28 protein-coding genes are annotated in these 26,487 nt (G+C 75.3%); 16 read left to right on the top strand and 12 right to left on the bottom strand.

The window, feature by feature from the left end; genetic code table 11:
* The first annotated feature begins 64 nt into the window (after positions 1 to 64).
* From ABTX81_RS02295 to ABTX81_RS02285, 3 genes are all read left to right on the top strand, one after another.
* On the top strand, positions 65 to 1,411 hold the full coding sequence (locus ABTX81_RS02295; RefSeq protein ID WP_350541038.1) for a hemolysin family protein: 1,347 nt from the start codon (positions 65 to 67) through the stop codon (positions 1,409 to 1,411).
* Complete coding sequence (locus tag ABTX81_RS02290; RefSeq protein ID WP_350541037.1) at positions 1,408 to 2,454, top strand: hemolysin family protein; 1,047 nt, start codon at positions 1,408 to 1,410, stop codon at positions 2,452 to 2,454. Before ABTX81_RS02295 ends, ABTX81_RS02290 begins: the two co-directional genes overlap by 4 nt.
* 95 nt (positions 2,455 to 2,549) lie before the next feature.
* Positions 2,550 to 3,533 (top strand): NAD-dependent epimerase/dehydratase family protein, encoded by a 984-nt coding sequence (locus ABTX81_RS02285; protein WP_350541036.1) that lies wholly within the window; start codon positions 2,550 to 2,552, stop codon positions 3,531 to 3,533.
* A 28-nt stretch (positions 3,534 to 3,561) separates the two neighbouring features.
* On the opposite strand, the gene ABTX81_RS02280 is transcribed toward ABTX81_RS02285, so the two are convergent.
* Both ABTX81_RS02280 and ABTX81_RS02275 read right to left on the bottom strand, forming a co-directional pair.
* Positions 3,562 to 5,694: an AAA family ATPase gene (locus ABTX81_RS02280; protein WP_350541316.1), complete on the bottom strand. Its 2,133-nt coding sequence runs from the start codon at positions 5,692 to 5,694 to the stop codon at positions 3,562 to 3,564.
* Positions 5,695 to 6,065: 371 nt separating this feature from the next.
* Positions 6,066 to 6,752: a uridine kinase family protein gene (locus ABTX81_RS02275; RefSeq protein WP_502892692.1), complete on the bottom strand. Its 687-nt coding sequence runs from the start codon at positions 6,750 to 6,752 to the stop codon at positions 6,066 to 6,068.
* Positions 6,753 to 6,962: 210 nt separating this feature from the next.
* Between ABTX81_RS02275 and ABTX81_RS02270 the strand changes: the two genes are divergently transcribed.
* Positions 6,963 to 8,126: an acyl-CoA dehydrogenase family protein gene (locus ABTX81_RS02270; RefSeq protein WP_350541035.1), complete on the top strand. Its 1,164-nt coding sequence runs from the start codon at positions 6,963 to 6,965 to the stop codon at positions 8,124 to 8,126.
* A gap of 142 nt (positions 8,127 to 8,268) precedes the next feature.
* Here the strand turns inward: ABTX81_RS02270 and ABTX81_RS02265 are convergent, their stop codons facing one another.
* On the bottom strand, positions 8,269 to 8,721 hold the full coding sequence (locus ABTX81_RS02265; protein WP_350541034.1) for a hypothetical protein: 453 nt from the start codon (positions 8,719 to 8,721) through the stop codon (positions 8,269 to 8,271).
* A gap of 298 nt (positions 8,722 to 9,019) precedes the next feature.
* Here ABTX81_RS02265 and ABTX81_RS02260 point away from each other — a divergent pair, with 298 nt between their 5' ends.
* The 4 genes from ABTX81_RS02260 (at position 9,020) to fxsA (ending at position 13,573) form a co-directional block, all read left to right on the top strand.
* Positions 9,020 to 9,460, top strand: a complete 441-nt coding sequence (locus ABTX81_RS02260; RefSeq protein WP_350541033.1) for an Lrp/AsnC family transcriptional regulator — start codon at positions 9,020 to 9,022, stop codon at positions 9,458 to 9,460.
* Between the two features lie 31 nt (positions 9,461 to 9,491).
* A complete protein-coding gene (locus ABTX81_RS02255) occupies positions 9,492 to 11,117 on the top strand; it encodes an amidohydrolase (RefSeq protein WP_350541032.1) in 1,626 nt (541 codons plus the stop codon).
* A 181-nt stretch (positions 11,118 to 11,298) separates the two neighbouring features.
* Entirely contained in the window at positions 11,299 to 12,936 is a 1,638-nt protein-coding gene (lnt, locus tag ABTX81_RS02250; protein ID WP_350541031.1) for an apolipoprotein N-acyltransferase, read from the top strand.
* Between the two features lie 55 nt (positions 12,937 to 12,991).
* Complete coding sequence (gene fxsA / locus ABTX81_RS02245; protein ID WP_350541030.1) at positions 12,992 to 13,573, top strand: FxsA family membrane protein; 582 nt, start codon at positions 12,992 to 12,994, stop codon at positions 13,571 to 13,573.
* A 182-nt stretch (positions 13,574 to 13,755) separates the two neighbouring features.
* Here the strand turns inward: fxsA and ABTX81_RS02240 are convergent, their stop codons facing one another.
* The 3 genes from ABTX81_RS02240 to ABTX81_RS02230 all read right to left on the bottom strand — a co-directional run bounded on the left by ABTX81_RS02240 (position 13,756) and on the right by ABTX81_RS02230 (position 16,385).
* The gene (locus ABTX81_RS02240) at positions 13,756 to 14,130 is read right to left on the bottom strand and encodes an RNA polymerase-binding protein RbpA (protein ID WP_030306127.1); all 375 of its coding nucleotides are present in this window, start codon (positions 14,128 to 14,130) and stop codon (positions 13,756 to 13,758) included.
* Between the two features lie 288 nt (positions 14,131 to 14,418).
* Positions 14,419 to 16,026, bottom strand: coding sequence for a hypothetical protein (locus ABTX81_RS02235; protein WP_350541029.1), 1,608 nt, complete (start codon positions 16,024 to 16,026; stop codon positions 14,419 to 14,421).
* A 164-nt stretch (positions 16,027 to 16,190) separates the two neighbouring features.
* Positions 16,191 to 16,385 carry a hypothetical protein gene (locus ABTX81_RS02230; RefSeq protein ID WP_350541028.1) on the bottom strand — a complete coding sequence of 65 codons (195 nt, stop codon included), beginning with the start codon at positions 16,383 to 16,385 and terminating at the stop codon, positions 16,191 to 16,193.
* 248 nt (positions 16,386 to 16,633) lie between these two features.
* Between ABTX81_RS02230 and ABTX81_RS02225 the strand changes: the two genes are divergently transcribed.
* The 3 genes from ABTX81_RS02225 (at position 16,634) to ABTX81_RS02215 (ending at position 18,772) form a co-directional block, all read left to right on the top strand.
* Entirely contained in the window at positions 16,634 to 17,038 is a 405-nt protein-coding gene (locus ABTX81_RS02225) for an ankyrin repeat domain-containing protein (RefSeq protein ID WP_350541027.1), read from the top strand.
* A gap of 24 nt (positions 17,039 to 17,062) precedes the next feature.
* Positions 17,063 to 17,605, top strand: coding sequence for a GNAT family N-acetyltransferase (locus ABTX81_RS02220; protein WP_350541026.1), 543 nt, complete (start codon positions 17,063 to 17,065; stop codon positions 17,603 to 17,605).
* Between the two features lie 78 nt (positions 17,606 to 17,683).
* Positions 17,684 to 18,772 (top strand): serine hydrolase domain-containing protein, encoded by a 1,089-nt coding sequence (locus tag ABTX81_RS02215; RefSeq protein WP_350541025.1) that lies wholly within the window; start codon positions 17,684 to 17,686, stop codon positions 18,770 to 18,772.
* Between the two features lie 19 nt (positions 18,773 to 18,791).
* On the opposite strand, the gene ABTX81_RS02210 is transcribed toward ABTX81_RS02215, so the two are convergent.
* From ABTX81_RS02210 to ABTX81_RS02195, 4 genes are all read right to left on the bottom strand, one after another.
* Complete coding sequence (locus tag ABTX81_RS02210) at positions 18,792 to 19,448, bottom strand: vitamin K epoxide reductase family protein (protein WP_350541024.1); 657 nt, start codon at positions 19,446 to 19,448, stop codon at positions 18,792 to 18,794.
* Positions 19,449 to 19,512: 64 nt separating this feature from the next.
* Positions 19,513 to 20,334, bottom strand: coding sequence for a DsbA family protein (locus tag ABTX81_RS02205; protein ID WP_350541023.1), 822 nt, complete (start codon positions 20,332 to 20,334; stop codon positions 19,513 to 19,515).
* 161 nt (positions 20,335 to 20,495) lie between these two features.
* A complete protein-coding gene (locus ABTX81_RS02200; RefSeq protein ID WP_350541022.1) occupies positions 20,496 to 21,173 on the bottom strand; it encodes a hypothetical protein in 678 nt (225 codons plus the stop codon).
* Positions 21,170 to 21,655: a hypothetical protein gene (locus ABTX81_RS02195; RefSeq protein ID WP_350541021.1), complete on the bottom strand. Its 486-nt coding sequence runs from the start codon at positions 21,653 to 21,655 to the stop codon at positions 21,170 to 21,172. Before ABTX81_RS02195 ends, ABTX81_RS02200 begins: the two co-directional genes overlap by 4 nt.
* A 64-nt stretch (positions 21,656 to 21,719) precedes the next feature.
* On the opposite strand from ABTX81_RS02195, the gene ABTX81_RS02190 reads away from it, so the two are divergent.
* The 3 genes from ABTX81_RS02190 to ABTX81_RS02180 all read left to right on the top strand — a co-directional run bounded on the left by ABTX81_RS02190 (position 21,720) and on the right by ABTX81_RS02180 (position 23,523).
* Positions 21,720 to 22,010 carry a hypothetical protein gene (locus ABTX81_RS02190; RefSeq protein WP_350541020.1) on the top strand — a complete coding sequence of 97 codons (291 nt, stop codon included), beginning with the start codon at positions 21,720 to 21,722 and terminating at the stop codon, positions 22,008 to 22,010.
* Positions 22,007 to 22,393, top strand: coding sequence for a hypothetical protein (locus tag ABTX81_RS02185; RefSeq protein WP_350541019.1), 387 nt, complete (start codon positions 22,007 to 22,009; stop codon positions 22,391 to 22,393). The genes ABTX81_RS02190 and ABTX81_RS02185 overlap by 4 nt, the downstream gene beginning before the upstream one ends.
* Positions 22,394 to 22,641: 248 nt before the next feature.
* Positions 22,642 to 23,523 (top strand): CHAD domain-containing protein, encoded by an 882-nt coding sequence (locus tag ABTX81_RS02180; protein WP_350541018.1) that lies wholly within the window; start codon positions 22,642 to 22,644, stop codon positions 23,521 to 23,523.
* A gap of 54 nt (positions 23,524 to 23,577) precedes the next feature.
* On the opposite strand, the gene ABTX81_RS02175 is transcribed toward ABTX81_RS02180, so the two are convergent.
* Complete coding sequence (locus ABTX81_RS02175) at positions 23,578 to 24,390, bottom strand: uracil-DNA glycosylase (protein WP_350541017.1); 813 nt, start codon at positions 24,388 to 24,390, stop codon at positions 23,578 to 23,580.
* A gap of 137 nt (positions 24,391 to 24,527) precedes the next feature.
* Between ABTX81_RS02175 and ABTX81_RS02170 the strand changes: the two genes are divergently transcribed.
* Complete coding sequence (locus tag ABTX81_RS02170; RefSeq protein ID WP_350541016.1) at positions 24,528 to 25,493, top strand: slipin family protein; 966 nt, start codon at positions 24,528 to 24,530, stop codon at positions 25,491 to 25,493.
* A gap of 76 nt (positions 25,494 to 25,569) precedes the next feature.
* On the top strand, positions 25,570 to 26,037 hold the full coding sequence (locus ABTX81_RS02165; RefSeq protein ID WP_350541015.1) for a CBS domain-containing protein: 468 nt from the start codon (positions 25,570 to 25,572) through the stop codon (positions 26,035 to 26,037).
* Between the two features lie 21 nt (positions 26,038 to 26,058).
* Here ABTX81_RS02165 and ABTX81_RS02160 read toward each other — a convergent pair whose 3' ends face one another.
* A complete protein-coding gene (locus ABTX81_RS02160) occupies positions 26,059 to 26,472 on the bottom strand; it encodes a PaaI family thioesterase (RefSeq protein ID WP_350541014.1) in 414 nt (137 codons plus the stop codon).
* Positions 26,473 to 26,487 lie beyond the last annotated feature (15 nt).

Raw genomic sequence — 26,487 nt, 5'->3', positions numbered from 1 at the left:
TGGACGATCCGTCCGGTAGTACCTGCGCCGCCCATCTTCCGGCCACCGGAAGGCAGGCGGCACTGTGATCACGGCCTGGCTGCTGCTTCTCGCGGCCCTCCTGCTCATCCTCGCCAACGGCCTCTTCGTGGCCGCCGAGTTCGCCTTCGTGACCGTGGAGCGCGGCGCCGTCGAGCGCGCCGCCGAGGCCGGGGACGCCAAGTCCGGCCGGGTCTCCCGGGCGCTGCGGCACCTCTCCTTCGAGCTCTCCGGCGCCCAGCTCGGCATCACCGTCACCTCGCTGGTGGTCGGCATGCTCGCCGAGCCGGCGCTGTCCACCCTGCTGAAGCCGGTGTTCACCGGCATCGGCCTGCCCGCCGGAGCCGCCCGCGGCGCCGCGGTGGTCATCGGCATGCTGCTGGCCACCGTCGTCCAGATGGTGATCGGCGAGCTGGTCCCGAAGAACTGGGCGATCTCCCGTCCGCTCCAGGTGGCCCGCGCGGTCGCCGCGCCGCACATGGCGTTCTCCCGGGTCTGCCGCCCGCTGATCAGCGTGCTGAACGGCTCCGCGGACCGCACCGTGCGCGCCTTCGGCATCGAGCCGCAGGAGGAGCTGGGCCACGCCCGCACCCCCGCCGAGCTGGTCTCGCTCGCCCGGCACTCCGCCAAGGCGGGTGCGATAGACGAGGAGTCGGCCACCCTGTTCGTGCGGACCCTCGGCCTCGGCGACCTCACCGCCGAGTCCGTGATGACCCCGCGCGTCGACGTGTCCGCCCTCCAGCGCGACGCCAGTGCCGCCGACGTCCTCAACCTCACCCGGGCCACCGGACTCTCCCGCTTCCCGGTCTACGCCGACAGCCTGGACGAGGTCACCGGCACCGTCACGCTCAAGGACGCGCTGGCCGTCCCGGCCGCGCGGCGCGCCGCCGTCCGGGTCGGCGACCTCGCCGTCCCGCCGCTGCTGGTGCCCGAGACGCTCCCCGCCGAACGGCTGCTCGACCAGCTGCGCCGCCTCCAGCCGATGGCCATCGTGGTCGACGAGTACGGCGGCACCGCCGGCGTGGTCACCGTCGAGGACATCGTCGAGGAGATCGTCGGCGCGGTGCAGGACGAGCACGACCCCGCCGACACCCCCGAACTGCTGCCGCTGCCGCCGGTCGAGGGGCAGCCCGTCTGGGCGGCCGACGGCCGCGCCCGGCTCGACCAGCTGGAGGCCATCGGCCTGCACGCCCCGGAGGGCCCCTACGAGACGCTGGCCGGCCTGGTCGCCGACCTGCTCGGCAAGCTCCCCGACCCCGGTGAGCAGGCCGAGCTGCCCGGCTGGCGGTTCACCGTCGAGGCCGTGGACCGCCACCGGACCAGCCGGGTCCGCGTGGAGCGGACCGCCGGACACCACCACTTCCTGGGCGACGACGAGGACGGGACCCGATGACCGCGCTCCAACTGGCCGTCGCCCTTCTGCTGCTGCTCGGCAACGCCTTCTTCGTCGGCGCCGAGTTCGCCGTCGTCTCGGTCCGGCGCAGCCAGATCGAACCGCTCGCCGAGGCCGGCAACAAGCGCGCCCGCACCGTGCTGCACGCGCTGTCCAACGTCTCCGCGATGCTCGCCGCCGCCCAGCTCGGCATCACCGTCTGCTCGCTGGGCCTGGGCGCGCTCGCCGAGCCGACCATCGCCCACCTGCTGGAGGGCCCGTTCCACGCGATCGGCATCCCCGCCGGCCTGCAGCACCCGCTGGCGTACGGCATCTCGCTGGCCGTCGTGGTCTACCTGCACATGGTGATGGGCGAGATGGTGCCGAAGAACATGGCGCTGGCCGGCCCCGAGAAGGCCGCGCTCTGGCTCGGCCCGCCGCTGGACCGCCTGGCCCGCTGGCTGGCCCCGGTGATCTCCTTCCTCAACTCCTTCGCCAACGGCGTCCTCAAGCTGTTCAAGGTGGAGAGCAAGGACGAGGTGGAGTCGGTGTTCACCACCGAGCAGCTGATGTACCTGCTCGCCGACTCCGGTGACGCCGGCCTGCTGGAGAAGGACCGCCAGGAGCGCCTGGAGGACGCCCTGGAGCTGGGCCGCCGCCCGCTCACCGACGTCCTGCTCACGCCCGAGCAGCTGGTCACCGTGGACACCAAGGTGACCGCCGCCCAGGTCGAGGAGCTGGCGCTGCGCACCGGCTTCTCGCGCTTCCCGGTCACCGACGGCGACCCGGCCGGCCACGGCTACCTCGGGTACCTGCACCTCAAGGACATCCTGGACGTCGAGGACCCGACGGCGCCCGTCCCGGCCCGCCTGTGGCGGCCGATCACCGTGCTGCGCGGCACCCTGCCGCTGGACGACGCGCTGGGCGCGATGCGCCGGGCCGCCTGCCACCTCGCGGCCGTCCTCGACCAGGACGGGCGCACGCTCGGCGTGGTGATGCTGGAGGACGTGCTGGAGGAGCTGGTCGGCGAGGTGTACGACCCGGACCACCGCTCGGCCGCCTGAGTCCCGCGCGTTCCCGAAGCCGCTTCGCTCTCGGCGATTCCGCTCTGAGCGTGCCGCCGTTCCCATGCCGGCCACCCGTGTGCAGGGTGGTCGGCATGAGACTTCTCCTGCTGGGTGGTACGGAGTTCGTGGGGCGGGCCGTCGCCGAGGCGGCACTGGAGCGGGGATGGGAGGTGACGGTCTTCCACCGGGGGACGCACGCCGCGCCGCCTGGGACGCGGGTCCTGCACGGGGACCGCACGGCCGGGGACGGGCTCGCCGCCCTGGCCGAGGGGGAGTGGGACGCGGTGGTGGACACCTGGTCGGCCGCCCCGTCGGCGGTGCGCGACAGTGCCCGCCTGCTGGCCGGCCGGGTCGGCCGCTACGCGTACGTGTCCAGCCGCTCGGTGTACGCCTACCCGACGCCGGCCGGGGCCGACGAGAGCGCCCCGCTGGTGGACGGCTCGCCGGACGACGGCGAGGTGCCGTACGCCGAGTCCAAGCGCGGCGGCGAGCTGGCGGTGCTGGACGCCTTCGGCGACCGGGCGCTGCTGGTCCGCGCCGGGCTGATCGTCGGACCGTACGAGAACATCGGCCGGCTGCCCTGGTGGCTGAACCGGATCGCCCGCGGCGGCCCGGTGCTCGCCCCCGGCCCGCGCGACCTCGGCCTCCAGTTCATCGACGTCCGCGACCTCGCCGACTGGACCCTGGACGCCCTCGACGCCGGCCTCGGCGGCCCGTACGACCTGGTCGGCCCGCGCGGGCACAGCACCATGGGCGAGCTGCTGGAGGCCTGCGCGGCGGCCACCGGCGCCGACCCCGAGCTGCGCTGGACCGCCCCGGAGGCGATCGCCGCGGCCGGCATCGAGCCGTGGCTGGAACTGCCGTTCTGGGTCCCGCCGGGCGAGCTGTACGACACCGTGCACGGCGCGGACGTGGGCAGGGCGCTGGCCGCCGGGCTGCGCTGCCGGCCGGCGGCCGAGACGGTCGCCGACACCTGGGCGTGGCTGCGCTCCCTGGGCGGCGCCGCACCGCAGCGCCCGGACCGCCCGACGGTCGGCCTGGCCCCGGAGAAGGAGGCGAAGGCGCTGGCCGGCTGACGCGCGGCGGGGGCCGGGGCCGGGGGGGCTACCCGCCCTGGCCCCGGCCGTCGATCAGCTCGCCGTAGGCCTGCACCAGGTCCGGCAGCCGCAGCGTGGCGAGGTCCTCGCGGCCGGGCGGCTCGCGCAGCAGGGTGAGCCGCAGGTCCCGGTAGGCGCAGGACTTCTCGTACAGGGTGCGGATGAACCGGCCGTTGCCGAGTTCGTCGATCCAGCCCTCGCGGACCACGTGGGTGCAGATCGAGGCCAGTTCCTCGGCGGCGTCCTCGTCCCAGCCGTCGCCGTCCTGCCCGGCGAGCGCGGCACCGATCGCGGTCAGCTCGCCGGGGCGGTAGCTGGGGAAGTCGACCCGGGTGGTGAAGCGGGAGTTGAGGCCGGGGTTGGTGGCCAGCAGCCGGTTCATGCCCTCGGGGTAGCCGGCCAGGATCACCACCAGCCGGTCCCGGTTGTCCTCGGCGCGTTTGAGCAGCACCTGGAGCGCCTCGTCGCCGTACGCGTCGCCCTTGCTGTAGCCGGAGTTGGACAGGCTGTAGGCCTCGTCGATGAAGAGCACGCCGTCCAGCGCGGAGTCGATCAGCTCGTTCGCCTTGACGGCCGTCTGGCCGAGGAACTCGCCGACCAGGTCGGCCCGTTGGGCCTCCACGAGATGGTCGCCGGAGAGCAGGCCGAGGGCGTGGAAGACCCGGCCGAGGATCCGCGCGACGGTGGTCTTGCCGGTGCCGGAGGGGCCGGAGAAGACGAAGTGGCGCTTGGGCGGCTGGACCGGCAGGCCCTGTTCGGCGCGCAGCCCGGCCATCCGCAGCTGCGCGGAGAGCGCCCGCACCTGCCGCTTGACCGGCTCCAGACCGACCATCCGGGAGAGTTCGGCCAGCGCGGCTTCCAACTCCGCCTGGTCGCCCTCGCGTTCGAGCGCCGGATAGGCGTTGGCGACCCGCGGGAGGGCGGCCTCGCCGCGCGCCGGCGCGGGCGCCGTGGGGGAGACGGCGGCGGGCTGCGGGGCGGTGGAGCCGGAGCGTCCCCCGCCGGCGGCCAGCGGGGGCGGCGCGCCGGCGCCTCCGCCGGACCGGTTGTCGGTTCCCGCGCCGCCCGGGCCGGCGGCGGTCGGGACGACGGGGTGGCCCTCGCCGTCCGGCGCGGCCCCCTCCGGATCCGGCTCGCCCGTTCCTTCCGCCGGCGGCCCGTCCAGCGGTTGCCCGTCCAGGAAGGGCCCGTCCAGCAGTTGGCCGTCGAGGAGCGGCCCGTCCAGCAGTTGGCCGTCGAGGAGCGGTCCGCCGAACGGGTCCGGGACGCCGGGGGAGCCGTACGCCGGATCCGCCCCGGCCGGGTCGGCGCCGAGCGCCTCGACGTCCGACGGCTCCAGCAGCGCCGCGTCCAGCGCGTCCTCCCCCGGCAGGCCCGCCCGCCCCGCGTCCCGGCCGCCGCCCGCGACGGCGTCCAGCAGGGTGTCGGCCACGCCGTCCTCGGCCGAGATCGCCGCCAGCCGCGCCGCGGTGTCCATGAACGCCGGATCGGCCCGGTGCACCGCCCGGTAGAGCGGTAACGCGGCCGCGCTGCGCCCGGCGCCCTCGTAGGCGCGGCCCAGCCAGTACCGCAACTCCTTGCGCTGCGGCTGCTCGGAGCGGCAGCGCGCGAGCGAGGCGGCCAGCGGGGCCTGGGCCTGGGCGCACATGTCCAGCCGGACCCGCGCCATGCCGGCGAAGAGCCCGGCCTCGATGCCGAGCAGCGGGTCGTCGAGCAGCCGGTCGGTGTCCCGGATCAGCTGCTCCCAGTCCTTGAGCAGATAGGAGCGGCAGGCGTGCAGGAAACGCGCCGACGGGTCCTCGGCCGGGTCCGGGCACTGCTCCAACGCCTGGTCCAGTTCGGTGAGATGACGACCGTCCAGCCAGTGCGAGGCATGCGCGAGGGCGAGGTCGCGGGGGGTCTCCAGCACCGGCTGCACCCACCAGCCGAGCCAGTACCAGGAGCTGAGCGGCCGGGCGTGCCGGCGGCGCTGCTCACCGAACCGCTTGCGGTGGCGGTGCATCGCGAGCAGCGCGCCGGAGGTGTCGCTGCGCAGCGCGTGCAGGCCGAGCCAGGCGTCGGCCATGCCGGGGTCGAGCCGCACGGCGGCGCGGAACTCCTCCTCGGCGCGGCTGTACGCCCCGGCCGTGTAGGCGTCCATGGCACGCAGCCAGGCGCGGTCGGCGAGCCGGTTCGGTGCCGGGCCGCCCGCGTTGTCGCTCTGGGAACTGTCCGTCGTCACTCAACGCCCCCCGCGGTGTGGCTCGGGGCCCGACCGGTGCGGTGGTGTGCGGACCCCGCCGGGTGGTCGTCTGCCCCCGGGGCGCATATGCGCCTGCCAGGAATCGTACCGGCGCGGAGCTGATCCGGAAGGGTGCCGCACCATGTCAAAAGCGATCGGGCGGACGGCCGTTGACGCGTGGCCGGAGCGGGGGAGGGGGAGTCGGACGGCATCCCCGGCTCACGGGGGAACAAGCCGGGGATGCCGGGTCCGAGGTTGCGGAATCAACGGCTCCGGCAACGAGTGAGAACCTATTTCGTGGCGACACCGCAGGTCAAGGTGGTTGTTGAAGTTTCACCGACGGTGCTCGGCACGATCCGCCCGGTCACCCCGTCGACCAGCGTCCCGGCGTGCGGGCGGCTCGGGTCGGCGGCGAAATGCGCCGATTCGGCGACGGCCCAGCCGGCCCAGAACTCCGCCAGCCCGGGACCGTCGCGCCGCTCGCCGCGCCGCCGGGCGGCCACCGCGTCCAGCTCCATCCACACCAGCCGGCTCAGCCACGGCCGCACCGCGCGCCGCCCGGCGCCCACCCCCTCGACCAGGACCACCGGCGCGAGCGGCACCGCGGCCGTCCCGGCGAACCGGCGCAGCGTCCAGTCGTACACCCGGAGCTCCGCGTCCCGCCCCGCCGCCAGCGGCTCCAGCACCTGGGCGCGCAGCCGGCCGGTCCACCCGAACGGCTCCGCGTGCGTCGCCAGGTCGTCCAGGTGCACCACCGGGGCGCCGCCCAGCGCGGCCGCCAGCCGGCCGGCGAAGGTCGTCTTGCCCGAGCCCGCGTGCCCGTCCACCGCGACCAGCCGCACCGCACCGCAGGACGGCGGCAGCGCCCGCAGCTCGGCGGCGAGCGCGGCGAGCCCGTCGAGCGTGGTGGGCGCGTCGAGCGCGTCGACGGTGCGGGGCCCCACTACCTGGGGGAGGGGAGTCTCGGAAGAAGCCACAACGTCAACCCTACGGGGGGCCGTGCGCCGATACGGACAGTGATCCGGTGCAGGTCGTGACGGCGACGCCATGATCGGGCATACTCGCATCGCCGAGCATGTGAACGGCCGTTCACCGCGATCCGGTGCCGGCCGGGCCGAGCTGACACACCGCGCGGGCCCGTCCACTCCCCGGGGCCCGGCGCACGACCGAGGAGGCGACCAGCCACCATGACCACCTCCCCCGCGAAGGCCGTCGACCGCCAGCTGCCCAGCGAGGAGGCCCGCGAGCTCCTCGGCCTCACCCGCGACCTCGTCCAGCGCGAGCTCCAGCCGCGCGCCGCGGAGGACGAGGCCGCCGGCCGGTTCCCGCGCGAGGTCTTCCGCACCCTCGGCGAGGCCGGGCTGCTCTCGCTCCCCTACGAGGAGCGGTACGGCGGCGGCGAGCAGCCCTACGAGGTCTACCTCCAGGTCCTGGAGGAGCTGGCGTCCGGCTGGCTGGCCGTCGGCCTCGGCGTCAGCGTGCACACCCTCTCCTGCCACGCCCTGGCCACCTTCGGCACCGAAGACCAGCGCGAGCGCTGGCTGCCCGGCATGCTCTCCGGCGAGCAGCTCGGTGCCTACTGCCTCTCCGAGCCGCAGTCCGGCTCCGACGCCGCCGCCCTGCGCACCCGCGCCGACCTGGACGGCGACGAGTACGTGGTGAGCGGCACCAAGGCCTGGATCACCCACGGCGGCCAGGCCGACTTCTACAGCGCGCTGGTGCGCACCGGCGAGGAGGGCGCGCGCGGCATCAGCTGCCTGCTGGTGCCCGGCGGCCAGCCCGGCCTGTCGGCCGCCCCGCCGGAGCAGAAGATGGGCATGAAGTCCTCGCCGACCGCCCAGCTGCACTTCGACGGCGCCCGGGTCTCCCGTGACCGGCTGGTCGGCACCGAGGGCCAGGGCTTCCAGATCGCCCTCGCCGCGCTGGACTCCGGGCGGCTCGGCATCGCCGCGTGCGCGATCGGAGTCGCCCAGGCCGCGCTCGACGTCGCCGTCGACTACGCGCGCACCCGCCGCCAGTTCGGCCGCCCGATCGCCGACTTCCAGGGCCTGTCGTTCATGCTCGCCGACATGGCCACCCAGATCGAGGCCGGCCGCTCGCTCTACCTCTCCGCCGCCCGCCGCCGCGACGCCGGCCTGGCGTTCTCCAAGGAGGCGGCGATGGCCAAGCTGTTCTGCACCGACGCCGCGATGCGGGTCGCCACCGACGCCGTCCAGGTGCTCGGCGGCTACGGCTACACCCAGGACTTCCCGGCCGAGCGCTTCATGCGCGAGGCCAAGGTGCTGCAGATCGTCGAGGGCACCAACCAGATCCAGCGCCTGGTGATCGGCCGCCACCTCACCAAGTCCTGACCCCCCCGGGCCGACCGCCCCCCGGCTCCCACGGGGCCGGGCGGGCGGTCCGCAACGGCCTCCGGGCGTCGCTCCAGGGTGCGGAGCGACGCCCGGAGGCCGTTCTTGTCGAACCGTCAGAGGCCGTGCGGCGTGCGGGGGTTCAGCGACGCGAGAAGCGGCCGCGCTGCTCCGGGATGGCCGGCGCGGGGGCCGTGCGGACCGGGCGGTGCACCAGCGCGTGCGAGAACGGCTGGGTGCGCCAGTCGAGCTCGCCCGGCAGCGTCAGCAGCGCGTCCAGGGCGGCCGACCCGGCCTCCTCCGCGCTCTCCACCTCGGCCAGGTCGTCCGTCGGCGCGCCCGAACCGGGGCAGAGCGCCGGCGAGAAGGGGTGCCAGGGGCGCGGCAGGACGGCGTGCTGCGGCAGCCGCTCCTCGTCGCCCACCAGGGCGATCGGACGCCGGCACGACGGGCAGTCCACCCGGACGATCTCCCAGGTGTCGCCCTCACCCGGATCCAGCCCCGGCGCGGTGTCGTAGGGGACCGCGAGGTCCTCGCGGTCGGTCGTATCGTGGGCGTCGTCCGCGCCCGTCGGGCGCTGGTCGGTAACGCGCATGGTGATCCCCCTCGGATCGGGCCCGGCGTGGTCGCCCGGGGCCACAACCAGCACTTCCCGCCGAAACGGACTCATAACCCTGCGGTCCGGCGCACTGTGATGCACCGGGTGTGTCCTTCGCCACATTCGTCCGGCATGTGCCCGCGCGACACCCCGGGGCGCGCCGGGTGACGTTCCGAGCCTCCCTCCCGATGCCGCGCGCGCCCCGAGGCCGGAGGCCGTGCGCCCCCCGGGGCCCGCGCCCGTGCGCCCCCCGCGCCGCGATCCGCGCGCCCCCGAGGGGGTAGGTTTGCGCCTTGTGGAGGATCTCGACCAACGCATCGTCCAGCTGCTCCTCCAGGACGGCCGGATGAGCTACACGGACCTGGGCAAGGCCACCGGCCTGTCCACCTCGGCGGTGCACCAGCGCGTGCGCCGGCTGGAGCAGCGCGGGGTGATCCGCGGCTACACCGCGATCGTCGACCCCGACGCCGTCGACCTGGCGCTCACCGCCTTCATCTCGGTCAAACCCTTCGACCCCAGCGCCCCGGACGACACGCCCGAGCGCCTGGCCGACCTGCCCGAGATCGAGGCCTGTCACAGCGTCGCCGGCGACGAGAACTACATCCTCAAGGTCCGCGTCGGCGCCCCCGGCGACCTGGAGGACCTGCTGGCCCGCATCCGCAGCGCCGCCGGCGTCTCCACCCGCACCACCGTCGTCCTGTCCACCCCCTACGAGGCACGACCCCCGAAGCTCTGACCCGCGTCCGCGGGGGTGCAGACTAGGCCGCATGACCGAACGCACACCCCGGACCGTCCTGCTGCGCGGCGGCGCCGTCTACAGCCCCGCCGACCCCTTCGCCACCGCCATGCTCGTCGAGGGCGAGCACGTCGCCTGGGTCGGCAGCGACGGCGCCGCCGAGGCGTACGCGCGGACCGCCGACGAGATCGTCGAGCTGGACGGCGCCCTGGTCACCCCCGCCTTCGTCGACGCCCATGTGCACGCCACCTCCGCCGGCCTCGCGCTCACCGGCCTCGACCTCACCGGCACCCCCTCGCTGGCCGCCGCCCTGGCCGCGCTCACCGCCTTCGCCGCCGCCGAGGAGCAGTCCGGCGGCGTGCTGATCGGCCACGGCTGGGACGAGACCGGCTGGCCGGAGGGCCGCCCCCCGACGCTCGCCGAGCTGGACGCCGCCGCCGGGGGCGCCGCCGTCTACCTCTCCCGCACCGACGTGCACTCCGGGCTCGCCAGCACCGCGCTGCGCGCGCTCACCGACGGCCTCGACGGGCAGCCCGGCTTCGACGCCGACGGCCCGCTCACCCGCGACGCCCACCACGCCGTGCGGCGCACCGCGCTCGCCCGGCTCACCCCCGAGCAGCGCCGCCGCGCCCAGCGCGCCACCCTGGCCCGCGCCGCCGAGCTCGGCATCGGCGCCCTGCACGAGTGCGCCGGCCCCGAGATCTCCTCCGAGCAGGACCTCACCGATCTGCTGGAGCTGGCCGCCGAGGGCGAGGGCCCCGAGGTGTTCGGCTACTGGGGCGAGCTGAGCGAGCGCGGCGGCGTCGAGACCGCCCGCCGGCTCGGCGCGGTCGGCGCCGGCGGTGACCTCTTCGCGGACGGCGCGCTCGGCTCGCACACCGCCTGCCTGCACCGCGACTACAGCGACGCCCCGCACACCGGCACCGCCTACCTGACCGCCGCCCGGATCGCCGACCACGTCGCCGCCTGCACCGAGGCCGGCCTCCAGGCCGGCTTCCACGCGATCGGCGACGCCGCGATCGCCGCCGTCGTCGAAGGCGTGCGCGCCGCCGGCGACCGGGTCGGCGCCGACCGCGTCCGGGCGCTGCGCCACCGGGTCGAGCACGCCGAGGCGCTGGACGACAAGAGCGTCGCGGCCTTCGCCGAACTCGGCCTGACCGCCTCCGTGCAGCCCGCCTTCGACGCCGCCTGGGGCGGCCCGGACGGCATGTACGTCCAGCGCCTGGGCGCCGAGCGGGCCGCCGCGCTCAACCCGTTCGCCGCGCTGCTGCGCTCCGGCGTCCCGCTGGCCTTCGGCTCGGACGCCCCGGTCACCCCGCTCGACCCCTGGGGCACCGTGCGGGCCGCCGCCTTCCACCGCACGCCCGAGCACCGGATCTCGGTGCGGGCCGCGTTCACCGCCCACACCCGCGGCGGCTGGCGCGCCGTCGGCCGCGACCAGGACGGCGTGCTCGTCCCCGGCGCGGTCGCCAGCTTCGCCGTCTGGGCCGCCGGCGAGCTGGTCGTCCAGGCACCCGACGACCGGGTGGCCGGCTGGTCCACCGACCCGCGCTCCGGCACCCCGGGCCTGCCCGACCTCACCCCCGGCGAGCCGCTGCCCACCTGCCTGCGCACCGTGGTCCGCGGCCGCACCGTCCACCTGGCGGCCGCCGGGTAGCGCGGCGGCCCACGGGGCGGGTGGCCGGTCGCGGTACCGGCCGCCCGTCGCCGGGCGTTCCGGTACGACCCTCAGCTCACGGCCGGGTGTCGTTCCGGGGTACCTTCTTCGGACAGCGTCCGAACAGCCGTCCCCGCGCCCCGCGCGGAGCGGCGTCGAGAGAGATGGTGCGACGGTGGCCATGCCCGTCACCCAGGAGCGGTCCGGGACCGCACCCGAGACCCCCGACGAGGCACCAGGCCCGGGCCGGGGCGCCCGCGCCCTCGCCAGGATCCGGGCCGGCCTTCCCCGCACCGGGCTGGCGGCGCTCGCCGGACTGCTGCTCGCCCTCGCCTTCCCGCCCTTCGACCTCTGGCCGCTCTCGATCCTCGGCGTCGCCGCGCTCTCCCTGCTCACCCGGGGCCGCACGGCCCGGCAGGCCGCCTGGACCGGCTTCGCCTTCGGCCTGCCGTTCTTCCTGATGCTGCTCAGCTGGCTGCGGGTGGTCGGCTGGGACGCCACCATCGGCCTGTCGGTCGTCGAGGCGCTGTTCCTGGCCGCCCTCGGCGCCGGCCTCGCCGTCACCTCCCGGCTGCCCGGCTGGCCGCTCTGGGGCGCCTGCCTGTGGATCACCCAGGAGTGGGCCCGCGACCGGCTGCCGCTCGGCGGTTTCCCCTGGGGCCGGCTCGCCTTCGCCAACACCGCCACCCCGTTCACCCCGCTGGCCGCCCTCGGCGGCGCCCCGCTGGTGACCTTCGCCGTCGCCCTCTGCGGCACCCTGCTGGCCTGGGCCGCCCTGGCGGTGGCCGGCCGCGGCACCGCGCGCCGCCCGGTGCCGGCCGCGGCCGCCGGCCTCGGCGCCGTCGCCGCGCTGCTCGCCGGCTACCTGGTGCCGGTGCCCACCGCGCCCGCCGACACCGTCAAGGTCGCCGTCATCCAGGGCAACGTGCCCAACCCCGGCATGGACTTCCTCGGCCGCCCGATGATGGTGCTCAACAACCACGCCGCCGCCACCGAGAAGCTCGCCGAGGACATCAAGGCCGGCCGGGCCGAGAAGCCGGACATCGTGATCTGGCCGGAGAACTCCTCCGACCTCGACCCGTTCAGCGACCCGCTGGCCTACGCGCGGATCGACGAGGCGGTGCGGGCGATCGGCGTGCCCACCCTGGTCGGCACCCTGGTCGACGGCCCCGACGAGCAGCACGTCCAGAACCAGGGCATCGTCTGGGACCCGAAGACCGGCCCCGGCGCCTCCTACACCAAGCAGCACCCGGTGCCGTTCGGCGAGTACGTGCCGTTCCGCGACCAGCTGTCCAAGGTCATCACCCGGCTCCAGCGGGTCGCCCGGGACTTCTACCCCGGCGACCACAACGGCGTCATGCAGCTCGGCCCGGCCCGGATCGGCGACGTCATCTGCTTCGAGGTCGCCTACGACGAGATCGTCCGCGACACCGTCGACCAGGGCGCCCGGGTCCTGGTCGTGCAGACCAACAACGCCACCTACGCCAAGACCGGCCAGCCGGAGCAGCAGCTCGCGATGAGCCGGCTGCGCGCCGTCGAGCACGGCCGCGCGGTGCTGATCGCCGCGACCAGCGGCATCAGCGCGGTGATCGCCCCGGACGGCAGCGTCGTCCAGCGCACCGAGGAGCTGACCGCCGCCGAACTGTCGGCGACCGTCCCGCTGCGCGACGGCACCACCGTCGCCGACCGGGTCGGGGCCGCGCCCGAGTGGACGCTGGCCGTGGCGGGCCTGCTCGCCTGCGCCGGCGGCATCGTCCTGGCCAGGAGGCGGCGAGGAACACAGACCGCCGGCCGGCCGTTGGACCAGGTGGTGCCGTAGCCGGCCCGGACCTCCCGTGCGGCGCGCAGAGCACCGCCTGGAGTGGATTCGTACCGTGACCCAGCAAGCTACCCCCGCCCGTCCGGCGCCGCGCTCGAAGCTGCGGCGGATGCTGCCGCTGCTGCTGACCGCCTGGCTGGTGCTGGAGATCTGGCTGCTGGTCCAGGTCGGCTCGTGGCTGGGCGGACTGACCGTGGTGCTGCTGCTGATCGCCGGCGCGGTGGTCGGCGGCTCGCTGATCAAGCGGGCCGGTGCGCGGGCGCTGTCGGCGGCCCTGGAGCAGACCCGCGACCCGAAGTCGCAGCAGCCGCAGACCGGCACCAGCCTGACCGTGCTGGCCGGCCTGCTGCTGATCCTGCCGGGCTTCCTCTCGGACGTCCTGGCGCTGACCCTGCTGTTCCCGCCGACCCGCGCGCTGTGGCGGGCGGGCGGGCGCCGGGTGGCCGACAAGGCGCTGCGCTCCACCGCGGGCGTCGGCGCCGCCCCGTTCGCGGACGCGGTGCGGCTGCAGGAGCAGCTGCGCATCCACCGGCCCGACGGCAAGGTGATCCAGGGCGAGGTGGTCGAGCCGGGCAGCGGCCCCGCCGCCGGGCCGCAGGGGCCGGACACCACCTACCGGCCGCCGATCAACGGCTGACCTCCCGCGCGGGACGTGGGCCCGGACGCCTCGCGCGTCCGGGCGCTCTGCGCGCCTGTCCGGGCACATTCGGGCACATTCGGGCCGGGGCGGGCACATTCGGGCACGTTCGGGCAACGCGAAAGGGACCCTGGTGGCCAGGGTCCCTTTTCGCGTGCCCCCGCCCGTCGGCGGGAGCGGGGTCAGGCGCTCTTGCGGGTGTCCCGCGGGTGCACCGCGAGGTTCATCCCACCGGAGCGGAGCACGGCCAGCCGCTCGGCCAGCACCTCCTCCAGCTCCTCGCGCGTCCGGCGCTCCATCAGCATGTCCCAATGGGTGCGCGTCGGCTTCACCTTCTTCTCCTCCGGCTCGTCGCCGTCGAGAAGCACCGCCTCCTGACCGCAGAAGCGGCATTCCCAGGCCTGCGGAATCTCCGCCTCGACCGAGAAGGGAACCTCGAATCGGTGTCCGTTCTGACATGCGTACTCGACGGTCTGGCGGGGAGCCAGATCGATACCACGGTCGGTCTCGTAGCTAGTGGCCCCGAGTCGCGTGCCGCGGAGAGCTCGCTCGCTCATGAATCGTGCCTCCCGGGCTTATGGCCCACAGGACTAGTGGTCGCTGTTCTTCGTCGTTCGGTCAACGCTCGGCTTCCGACGAAGATTCCCGTCCCGGGACATGCGTCGTCTGTCGTGCCGCCCCTGTTTGTACCCATCGGCGCCCGATTTGTCACATCTGGCCGGTGATATCACCCCAGGTGTCACCTATTTCACATCTGGTGATCGGGTGGGCGTTCCCGCACGAGCGTACCGGGACCGGAGCCGGCGGCCCGCGCCGCCCCCTCCCGTCCGGGTGCCGGCCCGCGCTCAGGCGAGCGGGCGGAAGCGTAGCGCGGCCGGGCCCTTGGCGAGGTCCACCCCACCGGACGGCTCCGGGCCGGGCGCGGGCGCGGTGGCAGTGGGGGCCGGGGCCGGAGCGGGGGCCTCGGTGCGGGTGTCGCGGTGCGGCAGCAGGGCGATCACCGCGTCCCGCAGCGCCGCCGGAGCGTCCTCGTCCAGCGGGTCGACGGTGGCCGGCACCTGGAGCCGGACCGGGGCGCCGGTGCCGATCCGGGCGTAGCCGCGGCCGGCCGGGGCCTGGGCGGCGGGCACGATGTCCAGCGGCACGCCGAGCGCCGCGTGGCCCTCCTCGGGGCCGGTGGGGCCGAGCACCACCCGGGCCCGGGTGGTGGCCCGGACGCTCGGGGAGATCCGCTCCCGGGCCTCGATGTCGTCGGCGACCACCACGGTGACCCGGGCGGCCCGGCCGTGCCGCAGCGGCAGCTCCAGCAGGTCCTGCGGGTCCGGCCGGCCCTCGGCGTGCGCCAGCTCGCTCAGCTCGGTGGGGTGGTCGAGCAGCAGCCACAGCGGCCGGGTGGCGTCCTCCGGCGGGGCGGTGCCGGCGTGCCGGGCGGCGTTCAGCACGGTGAGCCGGCGCTCGGTCTCCTGGGCCGCCCACTGCAGCGCGGCCAGCGCGCCGTGCAGGCTGGTCTCCACGGTGTGCACCCCGGGCCGGTTCACCAGGCAGGCGTGCTCGCCGGTGCCGGCGCCGTCGATCACCACCAGGTCGGCGAACGGGAGGGCCTGCAGCGCCACCGAGCGGATCAGGCTGGAGGTGCCGTGGCCCCGGACGCCGAGCGCCAGCAGGTGCGGCTCGGCCGAGCGCGGGCCGGTGCGCCAGGCCACCGGCGGCTGCTGGACGAGCGCCCCGCCCTGGTGCACCGGGATGGTGCGGGCGCTGCCGTCCTCGTCGGTGAAGCCGAGCACGATCTCGCCCGGCGCGGCCACGAACCGCTGGGCGGCGATGTCCGTGGGCAGCGGCGCCAGGGCGGCGATCCGCAGCTTGTTGGACTCCTCGTCCCAGTCGAAGCGGTACTCCCGGGACCGCCCGGCCTTGCCCTGGACGACCTGCTCGATCCTGGCCCGGGCGGCCGGCTCGGTGTCGGTGAAGTACGCCGGGTAGGCGATCTCCAGCCGGGCGAGCCGGCCCTCGGCGTCGAACTCCCAGCCGGAGAAGACGTCCCGGTGGCTGCCCTCGTGGTGGTAGAGCGGGCTGAGCCCGTCCGGGCCGGCCAGGTACGGGGTGAGCGCGGCGTACAGCGCGGTGAGCTTGACCTCGGCGACGTCCGGCTCGGGCGGGGCGGGCGGGGCCTTGGGCGCGCGGCCCGCCCAGGCGGCGCTCGCCATCAGCGCGATCAGCGCGAACAGCAGGCCGTGCGGCAGCAGGTAGATCCCGATCAGCATCGCGGCGGTCAGAAAGAGCGTCGGGCCGCGCCGGTCCTTCGGGGTGGTCTGCCAGCGGTCCTTGGCCCAGGCGGCGTGGTGGCGCAGCCCGCGGCCGATGACGGTGAGCGGCGCGAACATGTCGGAGGCGTGGTCGCCGGCCGTGCGGACGAGGTCGCGGCCCTTGGTGAGGTGGTGGCGGTTGAGCGGCATTCCTGGCTCCCCGGGCGAGTGGGACGGTCGGTGGGAGGCGGGCGGGTGGGACGGTCGGCGGGGGACGGGTCGGAGGGGGACGGTCGCAGGGAAGGACGTGCCGCCCATGGCCGGGGCCCGGGGCGGTGGGATCCGCGTCCGGGCCCTGCGGGGAGTGGCGGCGGCTAGAACTTGATGCCGCCGAGCAGGCTGGCGAGGCTGGCGCCGCCCGCGGTGATGCTGGGGGCGATCGAGGAGCCGGCGACGTAGAAGCCGAAGAGGGCGCAGACGAGGGCATGGGAGACCTTGAGTCCGTCCCTGCGGAAGAACAGGAAGGCGATGGTGCCGAACAGGACGATGCCGGAGATCGAGAGGATCACGGTCTGCTCCTCGGGGAGGGGGACGGGACGGTGCCACGGAAAGTGCCACAATCGTGACAAAAGGTAATAGCTGATGGAACGGGGCAAACGGGTGGTTTCCCGGAGTTGCCGCTCCGTGCCGGAAAGTTCGCCCGGACGGCCTCGCGGCCCCCGGAGCCGCGCGTCGTGCGCTACCGTGCGTCCGGCGCGACCACCGACAACGCCGGACGGCCCCCGCGCGGGGCGCGTCCCCGGAGAAAGGCCGAGACATGACCGACACCCCCGACGCCGACGTGATCGCCCTGGCCGGCAGGCTGTTCGACGCCGCCCGGGCGGGCGACACCGCCACCCTCGCCGCGTACGTCGAGGCCGGCGCCCCGGCCAACCTCACCAACGACCGCGGCGACACCCTGCTGATGCTCGCCGCCTACCACGGCCACGCCGCCGCCGTCACCGCCCTGCTGGAGCGCGGCGCCGACCCGAACCGGGCGAACGACCGCGGCCAGACCCCGCTGGCCGGCGCGGTCTTCAAGGGCAGCGACGACGTCCTCGACGCGCTGCTCGCCGGCGGCGCGGACCCGGCCGCCGGCACCCCGTCCGCCGTCGACACCGCCCGGATGTTCGGCAAGGAGACGCTGGTCGCCCGTTTCGAGGGGCGGCCCGAGGCGGGCTGAGCCGGGGCCGTAGGCTTGGCGTCCATGGAGAGCAGCACCACCGGCGGACCCTTCGTGCACGACAGCAAGGGCGGCGGCACAGAGGTCCGGATCACCGGCTACGGCCACCCCGACGCCCAGCTCCTCGCGGCCGAGGTGCAGCAGGAGTACGTCCGGCGCTACGGCGCGGCCGACCTCACCGAGCTGCACCCCGAGCACTTCGAGCCGCCGGCCGGACTCTTCCTGGTCGCCTACCTGGACGGCGAGCCGGTCGCCTGCGGCGGCTGGCGGGCCAAGCGGGCCGCGCCGTTCGGCATCCGCGAGACCGACGCCGAGCTGAAGCGGATGTTCGTCCGGCCCCAGGCGCGCGGCCGGGGCCTGGCCCGGGTGGTGCTGCGCCACCTGGAGCGGACCGCCGCCGAGGCCGGGCGCACCCGGTTCATCCTGGAGACCGGCACCGAGCAGCCCGAGGCCGTCGCGCTGTACGCCTCCGAGGGCTACGCGACGATCGAGAAGTTCGGCCTCTACCGCGAGCACGAGCAGAGCATCTGCATGGGCAAGGAGTTCGGCGGCGCGCCCGCCGTCTGACCCGGGCCCCGGCCGGGTAGCCTCCCGAACGGGCCTGCCGGGTCCGCTCGGGAGGGCCGCGATGGGGGAGCAGCACCGATGACCGGATCGCCGCCGTCACCTGTCCCGCCCGCCTCGCCGGCCGAACTTGCCGCGCCCGGCGGGCCATTGGAGCGGCTGGTGGCCAACGGGCTGCGCGCCGTGGGGACCGGCGGGGTCTGGTCGGTCGGCGACGCGGGCGGCGTCCGCGGCCGAGGACGCGCCGGGGTACTCGGCCAAGGACCGTACGGTACCCGGGCGATGGACCACGACACGGTCTTCGACCTGGCCAGCGTCACCAAGATCGTCGCACTCTGGCCGTGCGCCGGAGCCCTCCGGCAGGCCGGCCGCCTCCCGCTCGACCGGCCCCTCGGCGACTACTGGCCGCCCGCCGCCGGCCGCCCCGTCGGCACCGTGACGGCCCGTCAACTCCTGACCCACACCGCCGGACTGCCGCTGCGCACCCGGTTCGCCGAGCTGTACGGGAGCGACCCGGCGGCGATCCGGGCCGGAGTGCTGGCCGCCCCGCTGCACCGCCCGCCCGGCGTCGCCGTCGAGTACACCGACCGGGCCGCTGTCCTGCTCGGCCACCTGGTGGAGTCCCTGGCCGGCGAGCCGCTCGACGAGCTCGCCGCCCGGCAGACCTGGCGGCCGCTCGGGATGACCGACACCCGCTACGGCCCGCTCGGCCCGGAGTCCGCCGGCCGCACCGCCCCCACCGAGTACGAGCGGACGGCCGGCGGCGTGCTGTGCGGCACCGTGCACGACCCCTCGGCCCGGCTGCTCGGCGGTGTCTCCGGCAACGCCGGCGCCTTCTCCACCGCCCGCGACCTGGAACGCTTCCTCACCGCCCTGCTCGCCCCACCCGGCGCGGCCGCGCTGCCGTGGGGCGAGCCGTGGATCACCGAGTCGCTGCGGGTGCACACCGGCGGACTGGCGCCCGCCCGCGGCCTGTCCTGGCTCTGCGCCGCCGGCACCGACCCGGCCGAGGGCACCTTCGTGCACTACGGCTTCACCGGTACCGGCGTCTGGGTCTCCCGCCGCCGCGGCCGCTGGGCGCTGCTGCTCACCAACAAGGTCCACTACGACCGCGGCTTCCAGCCGCTCACCGCCCTGCGCAACGCCTTCCGCCGGGCGGTGTTCGGCTAGGACGTGGACCGGCGATCCGTCAGAGCAGGGTGGACCAGTAGGACCAGAAGCGGTTGAGGACCAGCAGCGCGATCACCGCCGCCCACAGCACCGGCAGCGCCCAGTGGTACCGGGCCGCCTCCCGGACCACCGGCCGCAGCCTCGGCCCGACCGGGATCACCCCGGAGCGCAGGTTGTGCAGCGTCGTGTACCAGAACAGCGGCACCACCGTCGCCCAGACCACCATGCAGTACGGGCAGAGCGCGCCGATGTCGTACAGCGCCTGGTCGATCAGCCAGTGGACGAAGCCCACCCCGAACAGCGTCCCCGCCTGCAGACCGAGCCAGAACCAGCGGCGGTACGCGGCCCCCGCCAGCAGCCCCGCGCCGACCGCCGCCAGCGCGCCGAACGCGGCCAGCCCCAGCAGCGGGTTGGGGAAGCCGAACACCTCGGCCTGGTCGGTGCGCATCACCGAGCCGCAGCTGATCACCGGGTTGAGGTTGCAGCTCGGGATGTAGGAGGGGTCCTCCAGGATGCGGAGCTTGTCGAAGGTGAGCACCGCCGAGGCGGCCAGCCCGATCAGGCCGGCGAACAGCACGAACAGCGAGAACGCGCGGCTCGCGCCGATCGGCGCCGAACCGGACACGGGGGACGGGAGACGGGAGGAGGAGCCGGGCAGAGCGGTCGATGCGGTCATGGCAGAGCACTCCGTGGGTGAGGAAGGGGCCGGCCCGGCCGGGAGTCGGCCGGGCCGGTGGTGCTCACTGCAAGCCCGCGGCCTGCTTCACCTGGGCGGTGAACTGCTCCGGCGTCACCGGGCGGTTGCCGCTGAACAGCGTCAGCGGCTTGCCGTCCACCTTCACCGTCGGGGTCCCGGTCACCCCGCTGTCGTTGAACGCGTCCGCGACCTTCTTCGCCCACGGCGCGTACGTCCGCTCGGTGACCGCCTTGACGAACGCGTCCGTCTTCAGGCCCGGCACCTGGTCGGCCAGCTCCAGCAGGTGGTTGACGTTGCCGAAACCGTCCTCGCGCTCGTCCGGCTGGTTGGCGTACAGCACGTCGTGGTACGCCTTGAACTTGTCCACGCCCTCGTTCACCGCGGCGCCGATCGCGGCCAGCGCGGTGCGCGAGCCCTTCCCGCCGAGGTTCTTGTCGAGGAACGCGGCCAGGTGGAACTCGACCTTGACGGTGCCCTCGTCCGCCAGCTTCTTGATGGTGTCGCCGTTGGTGGCCTCGAAGGTCTTGCAGACCGGGCAGCGGAAGTCCTCGAACACCTGGAGGGTGTGCGGGGCGTCCGGCTTGCCGTAGGTGATCACGGTGCCGTCGGCGCCGGAGGTGTTCGCCGGCACGACCAGCGTGGTCGGCTCGGCCGCGGCGGAGGAGGACTTGTCGTCGCCGGCCGTGTTGATCGCGAGCGCGGTGCCGCCGGCCAGGGCGAGCACGGCGACGATCGAGACGCCGACGACGATCCGCTGACGGCGCTTGGCGGCCAGCTTCTCCTGGCGCTGCGCCTCCTTCATGCGCTCACGGGCGCTGGTCTTCTCGGCCTGCTTGCGGGAGGGCTTCTGGTTGGGGTGAGCCATGCTCGGTCAACTCCGTGGTGGGGCGCGCCGCGGGGCGCGCGGGGGTGTCCCGCTCCGGGGCGCGCTGCACGGCGTGCTGGGCACGGGCGCGCGTCGGCCGGAGGGGTGACTGGACGAGAGCGGAGTCGTGCGCCGCCCGCCACGGGGCCTTGGGTGGCTCGTCAGCAGGCAGGCGCGAGCGGCGGCGGGCCGCGGCGCGGCGCCGGGCTCAGCACCACGTCCTCGCGGCGCGGGCGTCGGCGGTCCGACACCGGCAGCGGCATCCGCAGGACCGGTCGGCCCGGGGCCGGGACCAGCAGCAGGACCAGCGCCCGCAGCGGCGCCGCGACGGCCTGGCGCAGCGCGCGCAGCGCCCGCCCGAGGCCTGACAGCGCGGCGTCGCCGAGCCGCAGCCAGGCGGCGGCGGCCAGCGCGATCACCAGGTGCACCAGCAGGAGCAGCACCTGGGTGGCGGCGGGCGCCAGCCGTCCGGAGTGCCCCAACTGGCCGTAGAACAGCGACGATCCGTCCACCGAGCCGCCGCCACAGACCAGCAGGTTCATGCCGCGGGCCGGGAGGTCGCCGCCGAGGGCCGGACCACAGCTGGTCTGGCCCAGGTTGAAGGTCGTGTTGAGCAGCAGTTCGACCGGCACCATCACGGCCGCTATCTGCGACAGCCGCCGCTCCCCGCCGGCCAGCACGGCCGAGACCAGGAAGACGACGGCGGTGGCCAGCGCCACCAGGGTCAGCGGCAGCGGACGGCCGGTGATGAGGACCTGGCCCAGCGCGGACAGCGGCACGGCGAGCGCGGTGAACACCGCGGCCCGCAGGGCCCTTGTCGCGTGGGTGGAGGTCGTCACGTTCGGGAGTATGTCACGACGTTTACATCGTGCACGAGGGTGCGTCCGGGGTTGCGGCCGGATCGGGGCACAGGTTGTCCCGCATCGGTCGTTCGTTCGGGAAGCGGGGGCGGGGAGTTCACCGGCGCGATGGGTTTGACGGGGCGCCGGGTGGGTGAGGGGCCTCGGGCGCTGACAGGGGCGGTGGGACGGTCCGACAATCGGGCGATGGACTTCGCCCTTGGCCCGGGGCCGGTGGTGCCGACGCCGGTGGTGCCCTGGCCCTGGCCGTGGCCGTGGCACTGCCCGTCGCCGCCCGCGCCCTCGCCTTCGGCTTCCCCCTCGGCTTCGCCGTCGCCTTCGGTTTCGTCGTCGTCGTCGCCGCCGTCGGTTTCGGTTTCGGTTTCGCCGACCCCCGTGGTGCCGTCGCCGACCGCCTCGCCGGCTCCCGTCCCCTCGATGACGCCGACCCCGCTCCCGACCCCGGCGCAGGCACCGATCACCGTGGAAGCGCTGCCGCCGCCTGTGCGGCCACCCGCGTCAGCTCATCCACCCGCACACGTGCCGATGCGGGCCTCGCCGAGCTGGACGCCACATCCCTCGCCCTCGCCGTCGCCGTCGCCCTCGCTTCCGCTCGCGCTCCCGTCCCCGCCCGCGACTCCGGCTCCGCCGCCCGCCCCGAGTCCGACGGCCACCGTCGCGGTCGTCGCCGTCGCACCCCCGCCACCCGCCGCGCCGCCCGCCGCCGGCCTCGACCCGGGCACCTGGACGGCCGTGCTCGTCCTCACCGTCCTCGTCCCGGCCGCCCTCGCGGCCGCCCTCGGCCACCACCACGCGACCTCCCGGAGCCGCCGATGAACCCCGCCCCCCTGCTGAGCGCCGCCGCGTGCGTGACCGTCGCCGTCGGCGCCCTCGCCATCGCCCACCGCCTCCGCCCGGCCGTCCCCGACGGCGAACTCCCGCCCGAACCCCACCCCGTCCTCTCCAGCATCGGCTCCGGCCTGCTGTCCGGCTTCATCCTGCTCACCGGGTTCCTGGTCGCCACCGGCTGGGCCGCCCGCACCACCGGCACCGTCCCACCCCGCGGCCTCTACCTCGCCGACCTGGCCGCCGGCACCGCCGTCCTCCTCTACCCCGCCCTGGCCGGCCTCCCCTTCACCCCCCGCTACACCATCGCCGTCACCTCCTTCGCCGCCCTGGTCGGCTACACCATGTCCCTGGCCGTCCAACTCCGCCCCTGACCGAAACCCGCCCGCCCCGACCTCCCACCCCACGCCGGAGCCGGTTGGCCGGCCGGGGTGTCGGCGGATGGGTCTTCAGCCGGAGTCGAAGTCGGCGCGTCCGACTTCCCACTCCACGTTCCCTGCGGGGCAGCGCCGGGGGAGTGGGAAGTCGGCGAGGTCGACTTCCCACTTCGTGCCCGCCTGAAGTCCGTGGCGGCGGGCTAGCCTGGAGGGGTCTGGTGGGCACCGGGAGGGGGTGCTGGTGGATGGCGGGTGACGTGGTCACCGTCGGTGAGGTGGTGCTCGGGCGGGTTCGGGCGCAGGCCGAGGTGCTGGCGGGGCTGGACGAGGCCGTGCGGGCGGACCAGCCGGACGCGGTGCACCGGATGCGGGTCGCGTGCCGGCGGCTTCGCAGTGCGTTCCGCACGTACCGGCGGCTGCTCGCGCCCGGCGCCGCGGACGAGCTGGTGGCCGAACTGCGGTGGCTGGCGGCGGCGCTGGGGCGGGCCCGGGACCGGGAGGTGCTGGGCGAGCGGTTGGCGGCGCGGGCACGGGAGCTGCCGGCGGAGTGCGGGCCCGAGCGGGTGGCGGCGGAGCTGGAGCGATGGGGGCGGGCCGAGTACCGGAGGGTCTGGCCGGAGGTGGTGGCCGCGCTGGACAGCCCGCGCCGGCGCGCCCTGGCCGACGGTCTGGCGGCGCTGCTGGCCGACCCGCCGCTACGCGGCCGGGCGGGCCGGGCGGCCGGGCCGGAGCTGGCCCGGGTGGCCGCGCGGGAGCAGCGGCGGACGGCGGAGCGGGTACGGTCGGCGCTCGCCGGGAACGGGGATCGGGACCGGGACGCGGCGCTGCACGATGCCCGGAAGGCTGCCAAGCGGGCCCGGTACGCGGGCGAGACCGCGGTGCCGGTGGCGGGCGGGGCGGCGGAGCGGTACGTGGAGCGGATGAAGGCCGTGCAGGAGGTGCTGGGCGAGCACCAGGACGCGGTGGTGGCGGCGGCCGCACTGCGGGAACAGGCCGGCGCCTCGAAGGAGTCGTTCGGCTACGGCGTGCTCTACGGGCGGCAGCTGGCGGAGGCGGAGCGGGCCAGGCTGGCGTTGCCGGAGGTGTGGGCGCGGGCCGGGCGGCGGAAGCTGGCGCGTTTCGGCTGAGCGGGAGGCTCGGTCCCGGGTGGGGACGCGTCCGGTGGTGGCCGAGCGGGCCGGTCAGTTGTCGGTGGGGGTGAGGCCGGCGGTGTGGGCGGCGGTGCGCAGGAGGTCGCGGAGCATGGTGGTGGTGAGTCGGCCGGTGTTGGTGTTGCGGGGGCTCACGTGGTAGCAGCCGTACAGGTCCAGGGGCGGGCCGCCGCCCCGGGCCGGGAGGGTGAGGTGGGCGCCGTGGCCGAAGAGCGGCCGGGGACGGGGGACCGTCCAGCCGGCGGCGTCGAGGGCGGGGAGCAGGGCCTGCCAGGCGAAGCCGCCGAGGGCGACGACGGTGCGTACGGTGGGGCGCAGGAGTTCCAGTTCGCGGGTGATCCAGGGGCGGCAGGTGTCGCGTTCGGCGGTGGTGGGCTTGTTGTCGGGCGGGGCGCAGCGGACCGGGTCGGTGATCCGTACGCCGTGCAGGGCCAGGCCGTCGCCGTGGCGCACGGACTCGGCGCGGTTGGCGAGGCCGAGGCGGTGGAGGGCGGCGTAGAGCAGGTCGCCGGAGGGGTCGCCGGTGAAGATCCGGCCGGTGCGGTTGGCGCCGTGGGCGGCGGGGGCGAGGCCGACCAGGACCAGCGGGGCGTCGGGCGGGCCGAAGCCGGGGATCGGGCGGGCCCAGTAGTCCCAGTCCAGGTAGGCGCGGCGCTTGGTGCGGGCGCTCTCCTCGCGCCACTCGACCAGCCGCGGGCAGGCCCGGCAGCCGGTGACGACGTGGTCGAGCACGGTGAGGTCCGCGGCGCGGGCGGCGGCCGCCGCCGGGTGGCGCGGGTGGTCCGGGTCGTCGGCGGGGTCCGGCGGGCCGGCGGGGTCCGACGGGGCGGGGGACTGCGGCATGGCGACGATCCTACGGCCGGAGCCCGGTTCGTTCGGGGGGCGGCCGGGCAGGCGTAGCGTGGAAGCAGTGGTTCCGGCGGTCGTCGGCCGGGCGGGTCGGGGTCGGCCGGGGGGCGCTGCTGCGCGAGGAGGCCGTCATGGTCGTCGATGTGGTGATCGGGGTCATTGTCGCGGTGCTGATGGTGGCGGCCGTGGTGGGCGGGCTGAGCGTCCGGGTCGTGCAGCAGTTCCAGCGGGGCGTGGTGTTCCGGTTCGGCCGGGTGCGCGAGGAGGTGCGGCAGCCGGGGCTGGTCGCGCTGGTGCCGGTCGCGGACCGGCTGCGCCGGGTGAACGTGCAGATCGTGACGCTGCCGATCCCGGCGCAGGAGGGCATCACCCGGGACAACGTGACCGTCCGGGTGGACGCCGTCGTGTACTTCCGGGTGCTGGACCCGGTGAAGGCGATCGTCAACGTGCAGGACTACAACTTCGCGATCTCCCAGGTGGCGCAGACCTCGCTGCGGTCGATCATCGGCAAGAGCGAGCTGGACGACCTGCTGGCCAACCGCGAACCGATCAACCAGGGCCTGGAGTTGATGATCGACAGTCCGGCGCTGAGCTGGGGGATCGAGATCGACCGGGTGGAGATCAAGGACGTCGCCCTGCCGGAGGCGATGAAGCGCTCGATGTCCCGGCAGGCGGAGGCCGAGCGGGAGCGGCGGGCGCGGATCATCACGGCGGACGGCGAGTACCAGGCGTCCGCGCGGCTGTCGGAGGCGGCCGCGGTGATGAGCACGACCCCGGCGGCGCTCCAACTGCGGCTGCTGCAGACGGTGGTGGAGGTCGCGGCGGAGAAGAACTCGACGCTGGTGCTGCCGTTCCCGGTGGAGCTGCTGCGTTTCCTGGACAGCGCGGCCGAGACGCACCGGCGCGGCATCGAGGAGCGGGGCGCTCCCGGCGCCGGCCCCGGCGGCCCGGGCGAGGACGCGGCGGAGCCGGGCGCGGTGGAGGAACCGACGCTGCCCGGCATGGAACAGCTCGAACTGCCGCCGCTGGAGGAGGTGCTGGACCGCTCGCCGCTGGATCCCCCGAGATCGCGCACGGACGGCGGCGGCGCGCCGTAGCGGGCCCGGTGGCGCGGCTCCCGGCGCCGGACCACGATGGAGACGTGGGAGTGGCAGGCACGTCAGGAGGCCGATCATGACCAATGCGGGCGACATCATGCACCGGGGCGCCGAGTGCGTGCGCGAGCACGAGACACTCGCCGCCGCGGCCAGGATCATGAAGGAGCGCGGCGTCGGGGCGCTGCCGATCTGCGGGGAGCGGCAGAAGCTCCTGGGCATCCTCACCGACCGGGACATCGTGCTCAAGTGCGTGGCCGAGGGCCTCGACCCGGCGCACGTCACGGCGGGCGACGTGGCCCAGGGGCGGCCGATGACGGTGGAGGCGGACGAGGACGTCGAGCAGGTGCTGCGGGTGATGGAGCAGTACCGGGTGCGCCGGCTGCCGGTGATCAACCACCCGGAGCACGAGCTGGTCGGCATGATCAGCGAGGCGGACATCGCGCGCGGCATGCCGCAGGCGCTGGTGGCGGAGTTCGTGACGGCGGTCTGCGCCGAGGACCCGCCGCGCTCGAAGGAGGTGCTGGAGACACCGCAGAGCGCGTGACCGCAGGGGCGGCGCGGCGGCTCAGGCCAGCGCGTAGACCGCGGTGGCGTGGGCCGCCGCGTCCTGCTCGCCCTCCGCGGTGAGGGTGACGTCCAGGAAGGCGATCCGCCGGCCCAGCTTGCTGACCCGGGCGTGCACCAGGACGTCCCGCCCGGTGACCGCGCGCTGGAAGCTGGTGGACTGCTGGACGGTGGTCATCGGGCCGAAGCCGCCCCGGGCCGCCGAGACCGCGATCACGCAGGCGGTGTCGGCGGCGGCCATCAGGGCCTGGCCGGACAGCGCGCCGCCCTCCCGGGCCAGCTCGCCGGACCAGGGCAGCCGGAGCACGGCGTGCCGCTCGCCGGTGTCGGCCACCGACAGGCCGAGCGCCAGCACCCAGGGGGCGAAGTTGTCGGCCAGGATCCTGTCCGCCTCGGCGGTGGTGAGGGTGGTCATGCCGTCATTGTGGGG

Origin of the sequence: Kitasatospora sp. NPDC097605 (genome assembly GCF_040302725.1) — a bacterium.
In the GTDB taxonomy this organism is placed as follows: Bacteria; Actinomycetota; Actinomycetes; order Streptomycetales; family Streptomycetaceae; genus Kitasatospora.
The sequence above is the reverse complement of the archived record's forward strand: the minus strand, read 5'-3'. Positions and strand labels throughout refer to the sequence as shown.